This window comes from Sulfobacillus sp. TH-112 (assembly GCF_057473405.1).
The window spans coordinates 1-15,876 of the sequence record NZ_JBYCKN010000078.1 but is presented as its reverse complement, the minus strand read 5'-3'; the positions used below and the strand labels follow the sequence as shown (position 1 = coordinate 15,876).

At 52.5% G+C, this 15,876-nt stretch carries 17 protein-coding genes and 2 tRNA genes; 5 read left to right on the top strand and 14 right to left on the bottom strand.

The annotated features are described in order from the left end of the window. Positions 1-166 precede the first annotated feature (166 nt). From ACOJWD_RS05180 to ACOJWD_RS05150, 7 genes are all read right to left on the bottom strand, one after another. Entirely contained in the window at positions 167-385 is a 219-nt protein-coding gene (locus ACOJWD_RS05180) for a CcmD family protein (RefSeq protein ID WP_486992154.1), read from the bottom strand. Positions 386-395: 10 nt separating this feature from the next. Beyond that, a complete protein-coding gene (gene ccsA, locus ACOJWD_RS05175) occupies positions 396-1,073 on the bottom strand; it encodes a cytochrome c biogenesis protein CcsA (protein ID WP_486992153.1) in 678 nt (225 codons plus the stop codon). Positions 1,074-1,076: 3 nt separating this feature from the next. Further along, entirely contained in the window at positions 1,077-1,733 is a 657-nt protein-coding gene (locus ACOJWD_RS05170; RefSeq protein ID WP_486992152.1) for a heme exporter protein CcmB, read from the bottom strand. Beyond that, a complete protein-coding gene (locus ACOJWD_RS05165; RefSeq protein WP_486992151.1) occupies positions 1,726-2,451 on the bottom strand; it encodes an ABC transporter ATP-binding protein in 726 nt (241 codons plus the stop codon). Before ACOJWD_RS05165 ends, ACOJWD_RS05170 begins: the two co-directional genes overlap by 8 nt. Then, a complete protein-coding gene (locus tag ACOJWD_RS05160; protein ID WP_486992150.1) occupies positions 2,451-3,269 on the bottom strand; it encodes a hypothetical protein in 819 nt (272 codons plus the stop codon). The genes ACOJWD_RS05165 and ACOJWD_RS05160 overlap by 1 nt, the downstream gene beginning before the upstream one ends. A gap of 226 nt (positions 3,270-3,495) precedes the next feature. Beyond that, complete coding sequence (locus ACOJWD_RS05155; RefSeq protein ID WP_486992149.1) at positions 3,496-5,523, bottom strand: heme lyase CcmF/NrfE family subunit; 2,028 nt, start codon at positions 5,521-5,523, stop codon at positions 3,496-3,498. 1 nt (position 5,524) lies between these two features. Next, a complete protein-coding gene (locus tag ACOJWD_RS05150; protein ID WP_486992148.1) occupies positions 5,525-5,923 on the bottom strand; it encodes a cytochrome c maturation protein CcmE in 399 nt (132 codons plus the stop codon). Between the two features lie 169 nt (positions 5,924-6,092). Between ACOJWD_RS05150 and ACOJWD_RS05145 the strand changes: the two genes are divergently transcribed. Beyond that, positions 6,093-6,179, top strand: a tRNA-Leu gene (locus ACOJWD_RS05145). A gap of 493 nt (positions 6,180-6,672) precedes the next feature. Here the strand turns inward: ACOJWD_RS05145 and ACOJWD_RS05140 are convergent. Continuing rightward, the gene (locus ACOJWD_RS05140; RefSeq protein WP_486992147.1) at positions 6,673-7,221 is read right to left on the bottom strand and encodes a hypothetical protein; all 549 of its coding nucleotides are present in this window, start codon (positions 7,219-7,221) and stop codon (positions 6,673-6,675) included. A 228-nt stretch (positions 7,222-7,449) separates the two neighbouring features. Further along, positions 7,450-9,213 (bottom strand): MFS transporter, encoded by a 1,764-nt coding sequence (locus ACOJWD_RS05135; RefSeq protein WP_486992146.1) that lies wholly within the window; start codon positions 9,211-9,213, stop codon positions 7,450-7,452. Between the two features lie 666 nt (positions 9,214-9,879). Between ACOJWD_RS05135 and ACOJWD_RS05130 the strand changes: the two genes are divergently transcribed. Further along, positions 9,880-9,964 (top strand) — tRNA-Leu (locus ACOJWD_RS05130). A gap of 322 nt (positions 9,965-10,286) precedes the next feature. Here ACOJWD_RS05130 and ACOJWD_RS05125 read toward each other — a convergent pair. Continuing rightward, positions 10,287-10,994: a M48 family metallopeptidase gene (locus ACOJWD_RS05125; RefSeq protein ID WP_486992145.1), complete on the bottom strand. Its 708-nt coding sequence runs from the start codon at positions 10,992-10,994 to the stop codon at positions 10,287-10,289. Positions 10,995-11,113: 119 nt separating this feature from the next. On the opposite strand from ACOJWD_RS05125, the gene ACOJWD_RS05120 reads away from it, so the two are divergent. Next, complete coding sequence (locus tag ACOJWD_RS05120) at positions 11,114-11,626, top strand: 8-oxo-dGTP diphosphatase (protein ID WP_486992144.1); 513 nt, start codon at positions 11,114-11,116, stop codon at positions 11,624-11,626. Here ACOJWD_RS05120 and ACOJWD_RS05115 read toward each other — a convergent pair. The 3 genes from ACOJWD_RS05115 to ACOJWD_RS05105 form a co-directional block, all read right to left on the bottom strand. Beyond that, entirely contained in the window at positions 11,588-12,082 is a 495-nt protein-coding gene (locus ACOJWD_RS05115; protein WP_486992143.1) for an NUDIX hydrolase, read from the bottom strand. The two genes, ACOJWD_RS05120 and ACOJWD_RS05115, sit on opposite strands and share 39 nt — an antisense overlap. Before the next feature lie 67 nt (positions 12,083-12,149). Then, positions 12,150-12,671: a GNAT family N-acetyltransferase gene (locus tag ACOJWD_RS05110; protein ID WP_486992142.1), complete on the bottom strand. Its 522-nt coding sequence runs from the start codon at positions 12,669-12,671 to the stop codon at positions 12,150-12,152. A gap of 4 nt (positions 12,672-12,675) precedes the next feature. Then, entirely contained in the window at positions 12,676-13,215 is a 540-nt protein-coding gene (locus ACOJWD_RS05105; RefSeq protein ID WP_486992141.1) for a P-loop NTPase family protein, read from the bottom strand. A 242-nt stretch (positions 13,216-13,457) separates the two neighbouring features. Here ACOJWD_RS05105 and ACOJWD_RS05100 point away from each other — a divergent pair, with 242 nt between their 5' ends. After that, the gene (locus ACOJWD_RS05100; protein ID WP_486992140.1) at positions 13,458-14,009 is read left to right on the top strand and encodes an NUDIX hydrolase; all 552 of its coding nucleotides are present in this window, start codon (positions 13,458-13,460) and stop codon (positions 14,007-14,009) included. On the opposite strand, the gene ACOJWD_RS05095 is transcribed toward ACOJWD_RS05100, so the two are convergent. Beyond that, positions 14,006-14,569 (bottom strand): cysteine hydrolase family protein, encoded by a 564-nt coding sequence (locus tag ACOJWD_RS05095; protein ID WP_486992155.1) that lies wholly within the window; start codon positions 14,567-14,569, stop codon positions 14,006-14,008. The genes ACOJWD_RS05100 and ACOJWD_RS05095 overlap by 4 nt on opposite strands. Before the next feature lie 314 nt (positions 14,570-14,883). Between ACOJWD_RS05095 and ACOJWD_RS05090 the strand changes: the two genes are divergently transcribed. Then, positions 14,884-15,789 carry a hypothetical protein gene (locus ACOJWD_RS05090; protein ID WP_486992139.1) on the top strand — a complete coding sequence of 302 codons (906 nt, stop codon included), beginning with the start codon at positions 14,884-14,886 and terminating at the stop codon, positions 15,787-15,789. The last annotated feature ends 87 nt before the right edge of the window (positions 15,790-15,876 follow it).

Below are 15,876 nucleotides of genomic sequence, written 5' to 3'. Positions count from 1 at the left end.
GCGTCCCCAGTGGGAGACACAATTTCAAGACGCATCCATAAGAAAAGCGCATTCCATCGGGGAATACGCTGGTTGGCCTAATTGGTCTTTGCATCACGACTCCTCGGCAAAGACCGTTATCATTCACCCGAGTCCACAAGAAAGCATACCACTTTCCGACGGCTTTTTACACGCTCGGGCCAGAGATGGGCGGCGCCCCGGAACTAGCTTCAGAGTCCCCCTGACGAACCTTCTCCGGGGTCCACGAGGTTTTCAACAGGGTGAGATCGCGTTCCAAGACCCGTGTTCGTCTCAACATCCGATACAAGAACCCAAACATCATAATCCACACCGCACTATAGGCGACGAACAGAAACTCCAGATACATCCGTTCAATCTGTGACATGGTATCCTCCTTATCGACCCAGGTGCTCTCGCACCGCCATCTTGACATCTTCCACTAAAGTTTCTGCACGGAGTATTCTCACCCGAAGAATAAGATAAGCCGCCAATAAGAATAGGAAGGCGGCCATCGACGCGAACATCGCCCAAACCATTGTCGGGGCCATGGCGATACCGTGTGAGGTAATCACCACCGGATGAATCGATTTCCACCAACGAATGGTCATATAGTCAATCGGGACATCGAGGTAGGCCACCAGAGCCAGTACCGCCGATAGTCGCGCCCGCTTCTCACGCGTGTCCGACCATTCCCGTAACAACAAATACCCCAAGAACAGCACCCATAAAATGACCGTTGCCGTCAGACGAGGATCCCAGGTCCACCACACGCCCCACGCCGCTCTCCCCCACAGGACACCACTCACCAAGAGCATGGTAGTAAAAAGAGTGCCCACTTCTGCGGCAGAGCAAGCCCACAAGTCATACGAGATTCTTCGCGTGATCAAATAACCGATACTACTGATGGCGGTAATAGTAAACGCGACTCCTGCCGCCATGGCGGTCCCCATATGTACATAGAAGATGCGTTGGCTGGCCCCCAGCACGGCATCATCAGGGCTGCCTACAAAGGCCATGTATAATGCGCCCAACATCATGGGCAACAGCAAAAATACCCATCGATCGCTTTTCACTCTCTAAACCTCCCATAAATACTGATAGGTCATCACCGGCAAAACTAAAAAAATCGCATCATAGGCCATCAGCCCGTGAATCCAGAATTCAGCGTTTTGCCCTGCCCAAACTAACTGCGTGGCTCGCACTGCCATGATTAATAAGGGGATTTGCAATGGAACCACAAAAATTGGCATCAGGGTCTCGTGACCGCGCAGATTAAGCGCCAGCGCCGAGAGCAACGTACCCACCGACGCCATCCCCAACGCCCCCAATGCCAACACCAGAGCGAAGCTCCCACTAAGCACTATATGAAGATTAAATGCCACGAAAAATAGCGGAGCGGCGAGACCTTCCGTAACCATCATAAAGAGAAGCCCGACACCGAATTTCGCCCAAAAAACCATCGCTCTGTCACCGGGAGCGGTAATTAGTCCTGACAGGGTATCTTCAAACCCTTCCCGCCCATAGCCGCGTCCCAGTCCTATCATTCCCGCAATGAGGAAGCCTATCCATAAAATTCCTGGACCTAGTCCGCTACTCCCCATCGCGCTAGCATTGCTGGTAAGTCCAACGGTGAGCAGAATGGCCACGATCATAGCCAGCATGGCTGTCAAAAAGTCTTTTTGCCGCCACTCCAGCAGGAGATCCTTGCGGACAATTTCCCAGGCCTTACGCATGGACGGTCCCACTCTCATGCACATATTGGGTGTACACCCCATTTGGCACGCCACGCACTAAGTCGGCCTGGCGTGCCCACCACACGAATCGACCATGCGCTAGAATGGCGGTGCCGTCAGCCCAGCACGTATCTTCGTTGTCGTGGGTAATGAGAACGATAGATGTGCCACGCATTATGACCTGGTCCCTGAGAAGACGCGTCACCACGTGACGCCCCTCCCCATCTAATCCCGTAAAAGGCTCATCCAATAGCATTAATTCTGGACCCGGCAACAGCATTCGGGCTAATGCAGCCCGTTGCCGCATTCCTCGTGAATAGGTTCGAACTGGGTCATCGTGACACCATAGCAAGTCCACCTCGGCCAGCACTCGATCAATGCGCATTTCCAACTCCGTGAGATGCCACAGACGACCATAGAATCGCAGGTTTTCTCGGAGCGACAGTCCGAGATATAGAAAGGACTGATGAGCTAGATAGCCGATCCTACGGTCCCCCGACCCCAAGGTCGATATTCTGTTCCCAAACTGGTATAAGTCGCCACCGTCATATCCCACTGACCCGGCTAGTATCTTTAATAGGGTGGACTTGCCTGCGCCATTTGGGCCCATAATCGCCAATACCCTTCCCTGATGCAATTCGAACCCAAGATTGTGGAGAATTCTCCTACCGCCTATCGATCGGGAGAGACGACGGGCCTCCAACACCACTTCTGCCATTAATTCTCGCCCCGTTCCATGACAATCCTCTTCCATGACTCCTGATATCCATCATCGGAAAGAAACCCCTTTTGATGTTGCATCCAGATCTCAGCAAGTTGATCTAAGGTGTTAGCGGTCAACCGATGAGGTTTGTTATGGTCAATAGGGCGCCAATAGAGACCTAACAGAAGCGCTCCTAGACCGATCACCACCACCATGACTTCAAAGAGCGCCGCGGCGACGGGATGGTTGCCAGAGCGCGACGGCTGTGGCGGAGTCGCCGTGGTGGGCGCTTTTTCGAGCACGAGTGGGACACTTTGACCTTGCCCTAACTGATTGGTCACGTATTCTTGAAATTTCGGACCTGCGGGTACACCCGGGATGTTTCCACTCCCCATATATTGCAGTGCCGGATTCAGCACTTCTGGCACGCTGAGGCTCTCCGGCACCAACACCACCAAGGCCTCGGTGGGCGCATCATTGGTGACCGAAACACTGTCAGCGCTTCCGTTCCAGGGAATGCGGTAGCGAATGGCGAGATGATGCCGATGCGAGAAGGCGACCAGTTGGGATGCCGAGGGCCGTGCTACCGAAAACCCTAAGCCCCGCACATCCCGAGCCTGCGGGATGATTCCAAACTCTACAGAACCGCGGGAGGAGTTCTGTACCACCACCTCCTGATAGATGGCAAGCGCTTGGTGGTCTGGCATGAGAATGAAGAGATCCATAGCAATTGGGGACACGGCAGGACTTGCAGCCACCACCGAAGGACTGGCAATGGCAACGATCCCTAAACCGACCAGACCCCCCACTATGTTCACTAGTCGCCGCCGCATTATTGACCACCTCCCTTGCACTGGAGGCAGTTCCCATGCATCTGCCGCAATCGATGGCCACAATCGCGGCAATACCATTGCCAAAGAAATGATTCCATTTCGTCTAGCGAACAGGATTGGCGTAACCGCAGATGCTCCTTGAGATACCCTGGGCCTCCTGTCGAAATCCATGGAGCGGCAATCAATCCGAGAAAGCCCATACTGAGAACGATATAGAAACCTCCAATCATAGCGGATCTGGTCCCTTCAACGCCGCGCTTTCACCACTGATGATCTCCCAAGTGCCCGCAATTGAGGGCGAAGAGTCCAGTGACATTCGTCTTGCACCCGGCGCCGATAGCGCAATTACCGTACCCAGAGCCAACACCACCATCCCGATCCAAATCCACGTCACCATTGGATTGACCATCACCTCCAATAAGATCTTCTTGTCTCCCGGACTCCCTTCTAACACCACGTAAAGGTTTTGCATCAATCCTTGATGGATACTCACCTGGGCCACGGGCTCGGCAGATCCCGGGAAAAATGACAGTCCCGGTCGTGCTTGCCAGTGATGCTGCCCATCCACGATGTGAAGCACCGCCGCGGTGGTCACATAGCCGCTATGTGGGATGTTTTCGAGTGACTGATAGCGAATATGGTTGCCATGAAAGACCGTCTCGTGGCCTGGGGCTATCACCACCGTCTCCGAATACGCATGAGTGTGCGAGCCGATGACACCACAAACCACCAATAAGAAGGCGAGATGTGCAATATACCCTCCGTAGCGGCGACGCCGATGCTGAATGGCCCGCACCAGCGCAATCCAGAATGGACTCTCATCGAGACTTTGTTGTCGACGAGCAGCGCGGAAAAACTCTCGCAGTACTGCGGTGCTAGCATAGGCTACCAATCCCAGACCAATAAGGGCCATCGCTTCATGGTCGCCAATGTGCCATGCGTAAATTACCACCAAAACCCCAGACGATACCGGTAACCCAATAGCACGGAGCGCCTTTCCTAAACGAGTCATCCCCCATCCGAGACTGGGCATCAGGCCCATTAAGGCGACAAGGACGAGAAAGAACGGCACTGTCATGTGATTAAAGAACGCTTCGTTCAAAATCACGGTCCGCTGCCACAGCGCCTTTGAAATCACCGGATAAAACGTCCCTAAGAGAACAACGGTGGCGATGGCCACGAAGGAAACATTGAGCAATAAAAAGGCGCTTTCTTTAGAAACGGTCCCTTCAATCGTCCCACGGTCCTCGAGTCGCTCCCGCTTAATCCAAAGAACGCTCACCATATAAATGACACTCACCCAAAACAAAATGACAAAATAGGGACCCACCCCGGTTCCCGTAAACGAATGCACCGAATTTTTGAGTACACCACTACGCGTGATATAGGTTGCGACCAAGGTGAGAACAAACGTCCCCAGGCCCAACCCTACCGTCCATAGCCGGAATACTCCGCGCTTCTCTTCCAGTTGTGCCGAATGCAAGAACGCGGTAGCCGTCAGCCATGGTAGGAGTGCGGCATTTTCTACCGGATCCCATTCCCAATATCCGCCCCATCCTAGTTCCATATAGGCCCACATGCCCCCCAAAATGAGCGCCACCCCTAGGGTGCCCCAGGTCAACAGCATCCAGCGCCTGACCGTGGGAATGAGTTCACGCCATGAAACCTCGGTCCACATTCCGGCCACTAAATAGGCGGCTGGTACGGTCATTCCAATGAGTCCGGTGTACATCATGGGTGGATGAATGGTCATCACCACGTTCTGCAACAACGGATCCAGGCCTATCCCATTCTGAGGATTCCCCGCGATCAGTCGAAATGGGTCCACCACGCCTCGGGACATAAACGTGAAGAAAACCATGACAGCGCCCAGAAGCGGGATGACCATTGATGTGACCCGTCCATTTCTACGCCCCCCGAAGAGCGCCACACCTCCGAGATAGAGGGAGAGTATGAGCCCCCAGAACAAAATCGAACCTGAGTCGCCTCCCCATAAAGCGCCCATCTTATAAATGAGCGGTAGCGCTCGGTCACTATGGTTGTAGACGGCCGCCACGCTATAATCCCCACTCAACAGTAGGTATTCAAGAGAACATGCGGCGGACGTCATGGCGAGGGCGACCGCAACCGCCGCTCCCCGCACGCTCTCCTGAAGCCGGGGTCGATGATGACGATTCGCATAAAGACCCATCGCCGCGGTATAAAGGGACCCGATGAATGCCAACAACAGCGCGTATTGTCCGAAGGCGGACATCCTAATGCGCCTCCTTCGATGGGGAATAGTGGTCTGGACATTGAATCTCCAACTTTTCGGCCACAAATTGACCATTTTTCCCCATGCTCCCCTTAACAATGGCGCTAGCATTACTAAATCGTTCATTTGGCAGGGCACCGCGATAGATGACGGGCAGCCTAGCGCGCCCTGAGGTCATCACGAAACTTAAGGTCGCATTTTCCGGATTGTAATGCACCGTTTTTGACACCAACGTGCCTTGCACACGCACCACAGCACGTGTAAAGAGGCGGGACTGTGCCCGATATGCCTGCACTGTCATAAAATAACTGGAGAAATTATGTGCCCCTTGGAGAACCATATAGGACAGGGCAGCAACAATGACGAAGGCGCCCAGTTGTAGGCGGAACTTGTTTGACACGAGCGTCATCCTCCTAGCCTACGGTGTGATACGACTAGTGATGCCCGGTATTGGTCAAAATATCCATCAACACGCCTGAAGGATTGCTGAAACGTCATACCGCCATGGTAAATATTGCGCTTGCCGACGGTGACTAAAGCTGATATACTAAGCGCTGCAATTCAATTGCGCCGAAGTGGTGGAATAGGCAGACACGCGGTGTTCAGGGCGCCGTGGGCGACAGCTCGTGTGGGTTCAAGTCCCACCTTCGGCACCATAAACTCCTTGAGCACATTGGCACAGCTTGTTCTCTGAATAGGTAAACGCAAAACCGCAGCAACCCGACACCATATGACGTGGTACCATCGGGTAATTTTTATGTTGTTCCTGAAATATCTCAACCTGGTTGATTCTTATCATATCGGTTAGGATCTATGGGCACAGTGGTAACGAAGCAAAGTGTTCATGCTTCCATCCCCCGCGAGGTCCCGTATAGAGATACGCTGATTTACCTCGTTATCTCTGAGCCTCCTCCGACATTCAGATTGTGCGACCAGGGACCCCGTTGGCCTGCCGCCTTGCGAGTCCCGGTTTTCCCGACCAGGATAGGCCGATGTTCCACGGGCACGAGGTTACCAGACTAATCACGGCACACAGTTAGTGGACCACTCCCGTTATCACGAGACGAGACCGACCTTACCCTATCACATCCACATGCACTCGAAAATAGGTACATCGCGTATATCTTCGATACCCCCATCACCGGGTCCTTACTGCCTTCTGACCGACTCGCGCCAGTTGGAACCGCGTACACTGAATAACATGCCTAGCCCGGTGATCCACCACACTGCCAGGGTCACGAAGGTCGGAAGATGCACCCATGTTAATAAGAGTCCCCATTGCGCTAGCGCGTGAATCATCGCGAAAATCACCAGTAACCCCCACCATGGCCGCCCCTTGTCTGGCCACACCACGATGGCCAGTGACATCCATACGCTTAGCGCCATGCCTCCGCCGTCACTCGCAACCGCCAAAATCCCGATGCCTAGCATCACCCAAGCCCACCAAGGTGTCGCGCTTCCTAACTGATTGATTCGGCCAGTTACCATAATCGCGGCGAATAGCCATACAAAAGGCCACCACAATGTCACGGAGGCGTGTCCGAGCGTTATGTGGAATAAATGCGTGAAAGCCGCAATGTCCCACCCCACGGCTACCGCCGCAGCCAAGTAAAGACCCGCCGGTCGCGTTACGGCAAATCCACCAGCAAACCGACCCGAAAATCTATTCGAATCAGAACCCAAAATAGCCTTCGCCATCTCCTCATTGCCTCCTCTCCGTACCAAGTCCGACTACACTTTCATCATACATCTAAATTTCTAGTCTGGACCGACAAGGTCAGCCAGACGTGATTCACTGCCAAATCATCTCACCATCCACAAACCGAAGACGGAGAAACATCCCCCTAGGGCGTCTCTCCGTCTTCATAAGTTCCCGATCGAGTCGGTGAATTACACCTCTGACACCCGGCTATCAAGCTACCTCGCTTAGCGCTGACCCTTTTGCCCGACAACCATCGTTTCCGGCTTTTCTCCCGGTGTGGTCTCTTCTTGATAAATATAGCGAGCACCGCGAAAAGGCGACAGAACCGCGGAGAGGAACGTCATTGCGGCCGCAAACAAGAACACGACACGCAAGGCATCCATAAAGGGATGCGAGATGAGCTGAGGAAAGAACTGCGGGCTCTCAAGCACTGCCGCCTGATGTACCGGCAAATGTGCGACGATCTGCCGACCTGCAGCTGTGGCTCCGAAGAGCGTTTTCAGAGGATTATATCCCAAGAGAGCGGCAAATAAGAGGCTCAATGGCGACGCATGCGCTAACCCACTCACAAACGCACTCGGCAAGGCAAAGTGGCTGAGTCCATGCATAATGGTTCCGGGAAGACCGGTGGCGAGTTGGCTAATCACAATCGTAAAGAAAATCCCCATCGAAAGCATCATCCCGGCGTTCATGAAGGTGGCATACATTCCTGACGCGGCTCCACGAAACTGCGCAGGTACCGAACTCATGATCGACGAGGTGTTGGGTGAAGCAAATAGTCCCATCCCCGCGCCAACAATGAAGATAAAGAACGCGAATGTCCAATAATGGAAGTCCGCCGGTAGGGTATTCAATAAGAAAAATCCTCCGGCACTGACCAGCATCCCCACGGTGGCTAGCCAGCGAGCTCCAAATCGGTCGGACAGTCGCCCACTAAGCGGTCCAAAGGCCAGAAATCCTACCATCTGTGGAATCGTATCTATTCCCGCCTGTAATGGCGTGTGAGCGAAGGATACCCCGTGCATCGGCAACCAGATCCCTTGAAGCCAAATAATCAGCATAAAGGATAGTCCACCGCGCGCAATCGATCCCATGAGGTTGGTTGCATTGCCAATCCAAAAGGCTCGAATTTTGAAAAGTCCCATGTGGAACATGGGATCCAGGATCTTTGACTCAATAATCACGAACGCAATCAAAAGAACCACGCCACCGATGAGACTAATTTGGACAAAGGGGCTATGCCATCCCATAGGATATGAACGGTAAGGCGTAATGCTATACGTCAGCCCCAGCATCACCCCCATAAGTCCTAACGCAAAGGTGAGATTTCCCCACCAGTCAATGCGCTTCGCATCGCGGATGGTAGCTGTCTCACGTAGCGCGTAGTAGGCCCATACGGTGCCAAACAATCCGACTGGAACATTCACCAAGAAGATGGCCCGCCACCACACAACCGAAAGAAGACCTCCGACAATTAGCCCGATGACTCCACCACCCACGGCAGCAATCTGGTTCAATCCCAGTGCCATGCCACGTTCTTCTGGTGGAAACGCATCGGTAAGAATGGCTGAGCTATTCGCAAACAAGAAGGCTCCACCAATTCCTTGAATGAACCGGAAGATAATCATCTCCCACTCAGCTGCGGTACCCGTACTCGGTGTCAAAAAGAGCAGCAGTGACCCTACTGTAAAAACCAAAAATCCCATGTTGTACAATCTTACACGGCCATATGAATCGGAAATGCGACCAAAAGAGACTAACAAAATGGTTGTTGCCACGTTAAATCCCATCAGAATCCACAGCATCAAACTCAGATTGCTGCTTTGCCCCAGGGGATTCACATGAATTCCGCGAAAAATCGCTGGCAAGGAAATAATAAGGATGGTCTGGTTTATTGTCGCCATTAGCACACCCAACGTCGTGTTGGATAGTGCAATCCACTTATAATTTCCGCCTAGAGCACCGCCGCGCCCTGTACTCGTCGCCATCTCTTCGATTCCCCCCACACTATTTCATGTGCTGATGTCTGTGATTGATGACTAGCCATTCGACCGGATCCTAGAGGTGTCAAGACGAACAGAGCTCCACTGCGACAAAATCTCATTTTCAATTTGCGGTAGAGCCTTGCCTATGACGTCTCATACACCGCCACCTTAACATTTGTCATCACGACAATCATTTACACCCAGACAATAATACACCATATTGCCACCAACTTGCGACAATTGGGCTCTCACACTACTAATTTTTTAGTATCCACTTTCTATCGGCTCATTTGACTACTCTTTATCCTGCGCCAGGCTGGACACCGGCATACGCTGTCTGACGACTCCCGCGTAGCGATGCCAGGTCGCCGAAAAAATGACACCGGCCTTCAAAAACCATGACCGGTGTTATCACGCCGTGATGCCAGCGTATCAAACGATTCAATATAGTCATTTACTGAGTGCGGTAATAGGCACAGAATGACGTTACTTCATCCCACGCTAGGGAATCATTTGTTCCAACGATTTTACGTTAAACTCGCTGAGGATACTCCGAGGTTGCTTGGCTTAAGGTTATCTCGCTATTGCCTCACCCTAGACGTTGTGATATAATTTTTTCGTTGCGTTAACGACATACTCTCGTGTAAGTTGCGATCGCAATAGCTATTTGTCGGGATGGCGGAATCGGCAGACGCGTACGTTTGAGGGGCGTATGGGGCAACCCGTGGGGGTTCAACTCCCCCTCCCGGCACCATAACACCCATAGCAGGGGCACATACAAAACTGGATTCCACGTAGGAATTCGGTTTTTTTGTTTGGACCTTTAGATTCCTGAAGGGGATGCCGACAATGGATCCTACCGTCCCAATTCCCATCCCCTAAATATTTGGAGCTTAATTTCCCGACCGATCTCCACTCAGCGACATTGACACATTGTGACTCATTAAGCGCGCGGCGTTCATGAATTTGGTTAGTCCTCTCGAACAGTTTAGCGGAAAAAAAGGCTAATCGTCTTGCCGATTTTTTCATATCGACAGCAGGCCCTCTAAGCATTGTTTGGCTATTTCTCTTTGGGCTCACCAGACTAGTTCGGATCCGTGATGCTTTAACCACTCGCGGAGCGAACCATAATCAGGAACTTCCCGTTCGACGGCTTTCCAGAACGCCGATTGATGATGGGGATGTTGCAAATGCGTCAATTCATGGATAATTACGTAGTCACAGACAGATTCTGGGGCTTGCACGATTCTCCAGTTCAGCGCGATGAGACCATCTTCCCGACAATACCCCCATCGGCTTTTATATTCGGAAACTTTCACCGATCGAGGATACTTCGAAAGGCGGTCCGCATAATACTGAAGTCGCCCGGGCAGAATGCTGTTGGCTTGGCCGATCATCCAGTCTGTCACCAGTCCCCGAATCCTCTCTCGATCGTCTCCGCCAGCCGTACCATAGCTCGGCACCACCAGTCGACTTTCGTCTCGCTCGACAACCCACCCCAGACGTCGCTCGATCTCCAATGTCAATGGTTTTCCCAGTAACATGAACGTCTCGCCCGTCTCAAATCTTCTTTCGGGACCAATACTTCTCCCGTCCTGGATGTGTTTAAGAATCCACTGAGCCTTTTGCTGTAACAGCGACTCCAGTTGGTGCCTTGGGAATCCGGGCGGAATAAGAATCGTGACCTGACGATGACTATCCACTTGTATTGCCGCATATCGTCTTCGCGGACGCACTTCCACCGTATAGGGTATGACAGTCTCTCCAAACCTCATTGTCGGCATAGCATTCTCCTATTTATCTACATCTTACGATAACTATTCCACTTAATGTGGACCTCTTGACGAAAAGTAGACTATGATACGAAGAAATGGCTCGTATCATAGTCAAAGGAGTGCTCTTGGTGGCGTCTAATGAGTCATCCCTTATTCCGATGTGTCTCTGCTTTATCACCCGCAGGTCGAATGTCGGCCAATATGAGGTCTTGTTGGGACGAAAGAAGACTGGCTTCGGTCAAGGCAAAATCGTCGGCCTCGGGGGCCATCTCGAGCCAGGCGAGACCCCACGTGCCGCAACCGTGCGAGAAGTGCGGGAAGAGGCCGGTATCATCATTAACGAGTCATCCTTACGGGAAATGGCACGTGTCACCTTTCGATTCCCCAGACGGCCCATCTGGGATCAATTTGTCACGGTCTATGAAACCCACCAGTGGCAGGGCAACATCATCGAATCGACCGAGATTACACCGATGTGGTATGCCGTCCAAAAACTTCCTTTGCGGGACATGTGGGACGACGCCCGCTATTGGCTACCAGAGATTCTCATGGGCCAACGTCTCGAAGTGTTTGTTGAATTTGGCGACGATAATCAAACGCTCCTACACCGATCCATACAGCCCCTGACGGTTAGCGAATAAGTCGTTGTCCCGGCAAAGAAGCCATTTTCTCAGAGGAGGCCTGTCACACGGGTTAATCTCTAACGGTAGAGTAGCGCGCTCAAACCAGGCGAGATCCTCGGTCTCATCCACTTGCAGAACCACATTGCCCGTATAGTCCTTGGACACAAATACCGCCGCTGCCAGATAGGTGTTATCCCCATTAGGGTACTGAAAGAAACTGTCTTGACCGGAATTAAGGTAAAAAAGCGACATCATCCCGACGCTGAGTCCGGTTTCTTCCCGCACTTCGCGGCGTGCCGTTTCCTCAAAACTTTCTCCCAACTCCATCGCTCCTCCGGGAATTCCCCAGAGATGGTTATCTGTACGACGTTGTAATAAGACTCGTTCATGAGCATCTATGAGAAGAACTCCCGCTGCAGCCATAATCAATGGTCGGCTGCCGACCACCTCACGCAGGTCCATTATATAGGCCATAGTCATACATCCTCTCGCGAACTTCAGCAATGATATTCAGAGCCGCGTCCAGCCGTTATTCGTCTCACTATCCATTTTTGGCGTCAATAAAGTGCACCATACTATATTCATCAGCCCAGGAGCCATCCGCATAGCGAATAGACTTACGCCGGTATCCCTCGACCACGTAACCCATCTTATGATAAAGGCCAATCGCGCGCCGATTGTTCACCATCACTGTCAGTTCTAATCTCATAAGGCCACTTTCCCTGCTCCATTGATGAGCCATCTCAATAAGTCTCGCACCAATGCCTTGGCCCCAATAGTCCTGCTTGACACCAATCACTAACACCGCCGCATGTTGTAACCGTCTTTGCGCGTGTCGCCTTACGCGAAGAAATCCGACCAACATGCCCTCCGCATCCTCCGCGACCCAAAAGGCATTACCGTTGACGGTAATAAACGGTCTAATACGCTTCTCCCAATCTTCAATACCATCGGACATTTCATCAGGTTCCATGAGCATAAATGGCGTTTCTTGAAGCACGACACGATTCAACAACATAAATCCTTCCGCATCCGAAATCTGAACCGGACGAATTGAGACCATCAACCTATCCCTCCTCTTGGACACCCCTGAAGTCCTTACCTACGGAGTGTAGAAAGCTCCTCGCTTGCCACGGATTGCGAAGAACTATCACGGTCCCCTGACTGGCCCGAAAAGTGTCTATGGCGCGCAGTATGTTGAGACGCTGCTGTGAAGAAAACATCCATATATACTGATAAAACGAAATGTCTACCCGCGCCTCCAGCCCGGATGGCATATCGGGTCTCGGGACAAATCGCTCGCGAACACCGCGAATTATCGCCCGCTTAAGACAGATTCGGCGAGGATAGTCGAGAAAAATAATGGTGTCGGCGGCTTTAAGGCGGATGTCTAAGGTCGCCCCGTAATATCCATCAATAATCCATGACGGTCGCTCGACCAGCGTCTCTTGAACGGACACCCACTCCATTCGCGGCATTTCCTTCCACCCAGGTCGCCAATACCACCGATCAAGATGGATGACCTCGATGGATAACGATTGCCCTAATCGTCGCGCGAACACCGACTTTCCCGCCCCAGGAGACCCGATCACCAGAATTCTCTTCACGCAACGCTCCCTCCTAATGCATCTGTGGCATAAAAGGTCCTAGGAGTCTCACTGCACCGCCACGGTAAGATACGACGTTGACCCACGTTTTCATTATATCTCCGCACTCCATGCATCTAATCCATTCTCCAATCCCCCATTGGCAAGTGCCATCGTAGTGGAGGGCCTTTCGGTCAACGCCCTTGACCCCATGAATCCCACAGGCGAAAATCACACTAAAGACACCTTAAAGGAGAACTTCAATGCGCAAGTGGCAGACGCTTCACCAAACCTATCTCAGTAACAATCTTCCCTATCATCGAAGTCGGCAAGACCGCGTCCGTCTTCCTAATGGCCATGAGTTTACTTATGATGTCGAAGAATATCCTGACTGGGTCAACGGTTTAGTGCTCACCGGGGATCGCCAGGTGGTGTTGGTGTCGCAATATCGGCACGCTGTGGGTGACTTCTTTCTGGAAATCCCGGGGGGCATGGTGGAATCCGGTGAGAAGCCAGAATCCGCCATTATTCGTGAAGTCTGGGAAGAGACCGGATATCGCTCTCCCGACGCCCCGCTCTTATTGGGGCGTTTCTATCCTAATCCGGCCACTAACACCAACGCCGTCACCAGTTACCTATTTCTCAATGCCTACGACTCCGGATCTCAAAATTTGGATACCGACGAGGACATCACGCTCCATATCATGCCATTGGAGGAATATGGTCATCTCATTCATACGGGCCAGGCACCGCAAATGTTTTCTGCGTTCGTCTATTATTTAGCGTTGCAGGCGCTGGCACTGCGAGACCGCTAATCGACTACCCCGCCCTCATGAAAGCTCTTTCTCCATGACTCCACGGTCGCAACGGTGGCTTGGCGGGGAAAAACCTTCTCCATCAAGACTCGATGCACCTCGGGATCTGGATCCAAGCAAGCGTCAGACAACACCGTCAACGCGTAATCCCTATCTGCGGCTTCTCGCAGCGTGGAAAGCACGACTCCTGAAGTGGCGATTCCTGTCAGGACTAAGTGATCTATCTCCATCGCCCGCAAGACCACATCGAGGCCGCTACCAGAAAAAGCGCTCACACGCCGCTTGACCACCACCACTTCATGCTCTTGGGGCTGCACTCCCTCCCACACCTGGGTCGTGCTGTCGGTTTCCACCATACCGGCATGTTGCAACACCGCTGCGAAGGCTTTGTTTCGAGGACTCACATCAGGATATCCTGGACGAAATGCGACCCTCACAAAGATCACGGTTATGCCGGCTTGCCGTGCCACAGTCAATGCCGATTGGATTGGCGCCAACACCGCATGATCTGGGAATCGCGCCACAATGCCATTTTGCACATCCATCACTAATAATGCCATATTCACAAGAAAGACTCCTCTCCGCCACTACGGAAAGCATACCGTTCTTCAGCGCCCTGCGCTACGGTGCGATAAATGTTCGCAGTTACGGTATTCCTCATATAGACAGTTGGTATGCCATCTGCGAAAAGTCTTCACCGGCACAGGGGAAACGTTGTAAAGCATGAGGAAAATGGCCTCGTATCCGGGGCAGCTCACACCGTGGCAGGCTTGTTGGCTCAGACATGGGTAACGTCATCCCGTCACCACGCGTTATACCAGGTGATAAAGCTGATGACCGTCATCAGCTAGAATGATGAGGAGGTTTTCCCGTAATGACACATGCTTGGATACACCGAGCCGGCGCGGCCACCGCCGGCACCACACTGCTGGCCGCCGGACTGTTAGGGCTCGGCAGTCCCGTGGAGGCCGCAACCGTTCCCAACGGGACCGTGATGCATCTGACCCACCAAGGCAAAGAGTATGTGGTAGAACACGGCACCTTGCACTGGGTGCCCAATCCCCAAACATTCCTAGCCCTGGGGTTGTCATGGCACCACACGGTCAGCGTCCCATCTTTCACGATACCGATTGGGGCACCCGTTCAGCTCGTAAAGACTGCGGCCAATCCCGCCGTCTACCTGGAACAAGGTGGGGAATTGCATCGCATTCCGAATGCGGCCACGTTTGAGGCGTTAGGCTATCAGTGGCGCGATGTTTTCACCGTGGCCTATCTGCCTCTGCCTATCGATGCACAAGAACCCGCAGGCACTTTGGTATTTGCCGGGACGCATGTCATGCGGTATGACGGAGCACAAGTGCCACGGCATGTGATTCCCACAGGATTTCATAAAGATCGCGTAGTCTTTTCCCCAGTGACCTACCATCCGGTCGAGGGATTTCCCGGCCTCCTCGATGGCCACCCATTTGTCTTGGATTTTTATCACAACGCGACTCCGAGTTCAGCAGGCACGTATGTCGGGATCCGGTATGACCATCATCCGGTGTATTTTGGGTACGGACCGACCGTAGGATTCGCGATCCTCGCTTTTAAGCAAGATGCGGTGGTGTTAGGCAATATGTCCTCAGGCAATTACATGGTGTTGAATTTAATGACGGGACAGGTCAGTCCGAGCGCGTCGGAGGCCGAAAACACGGCGCTGAACGGCTACTCATCACTAATACCACCGACCCATATTCTCGGATTACCTGGCACTGATTATTCGATCAATATTCCCTGACCTAAGAACACCGTTTTTTGTTGCGAAAGGAAAGCAATTCTGGTACGCTGTTATTAATAGGTCAAATTCCTGTCACAACCTGTCCCT

What these genes read in the sequence shown, in the direction of transcription:
- ACOJWD_RS05180 (WP_486992154.1), bottom strand. Translation starts at nt 385, where the DNA reads ATGTCACAGATTGAACGGATGTATCTGGAGTTTCTGTTCGTCGCCTAT.
- ACOJWD_RS05170 (WP_486992152.1), bottom strand. Translation starts at nt 1,733, where the DNA reads ATGCGTAAGGCCTGGGAAATTGTCCGCAAGGATCTCCTGCTGGAGTGG.
- ACOJWD_RS05165 (WP_486992151.1), bottom strand. Translation starts at nt 2,451, where the DNA reads ATGGCAGAAGTGGTGTTGGAGGCCCGTCGTCTCTCCCGATCGATAGGC.
- ACOJWD_RS05160 (WP_486992150.1), bottom strand. Translation starts at nt 3,269, where the DNA reads ATGCGGCGGCGACTAGTGAACATAGTGGGGGGTCTGGTCGGTTTAGGG.
- ACOJWD_RS05155 (WP_486992149.1), bottom strand. Translation starts at nt 5,523, where the DNA reads ATGTCCGCCTTCGGACAATACGCGCTGTTGTTGGCATTCATCGGGTCC.
- ACOJWD_RS05140 (WP_486992147.1), bottom strand. Translation starts at nt 7,221, where the DNA reads ATGGCGAAGGCTATTTTGGGTTCTGATTCGAATAGATTTTCGGGTCGG.
- ACOJWD_RS05135 (WP_486992146.1), bottom strand. Translation starts at nt 9,213, where the DNA reads ATGGCGACGAGTACAGGGCGCGGCGGTGCTCTAGGCGGAAATTATAAG.
- ACOJWD_RS05125 (WP_486992145.1), bottom strand. Translation starts at nt 10,994, where the DNA reads ATGCCGACAATGAGGTTTGGAGAGACTGTCATACCCTATACGGTGGAA.
- ACOJWD_RS05115 (WP_486992143.1), bottom strand. Translation starts at nt 12,082, where the DNA reads ATGGCCTATATAATGGACCTGCGTGAGGTGGTCGGCAGCCGACCATTG.
- ACOJWD_RS05110 (WP_486992142.1), bottom strand. Translation starts at nt 12,671, where the DNA reads ATGGTCTCAATTCGTCCGGTTCAGATTTCGGATGCGGAAGGATTTATG.
- ACOJWD_RS05100 (WP_486992140.1), top strand. Translation starts at nt 13,458, where the DNA reads ATGCGCAAGTGGCAGACGCTTCACCAAACCTATCTCAGTAACAATCTT.
- ACOJWD_RS05095 (WP_486992155.1), bottom strand. Translation starts at nt 14,569, where the DNA reads ATGGCATTATTAGTGATGGATGTGCAAAATGGCATTGTGGCGCGATTC.
- ACOJWD_RS05090 (WP_486992139.1), top strand. Translation starts at nt 14,884, where the DNA reads ATGACACATGCTTGGATACACCGAGCCGGCGCGGCCACCGCCGGCACC.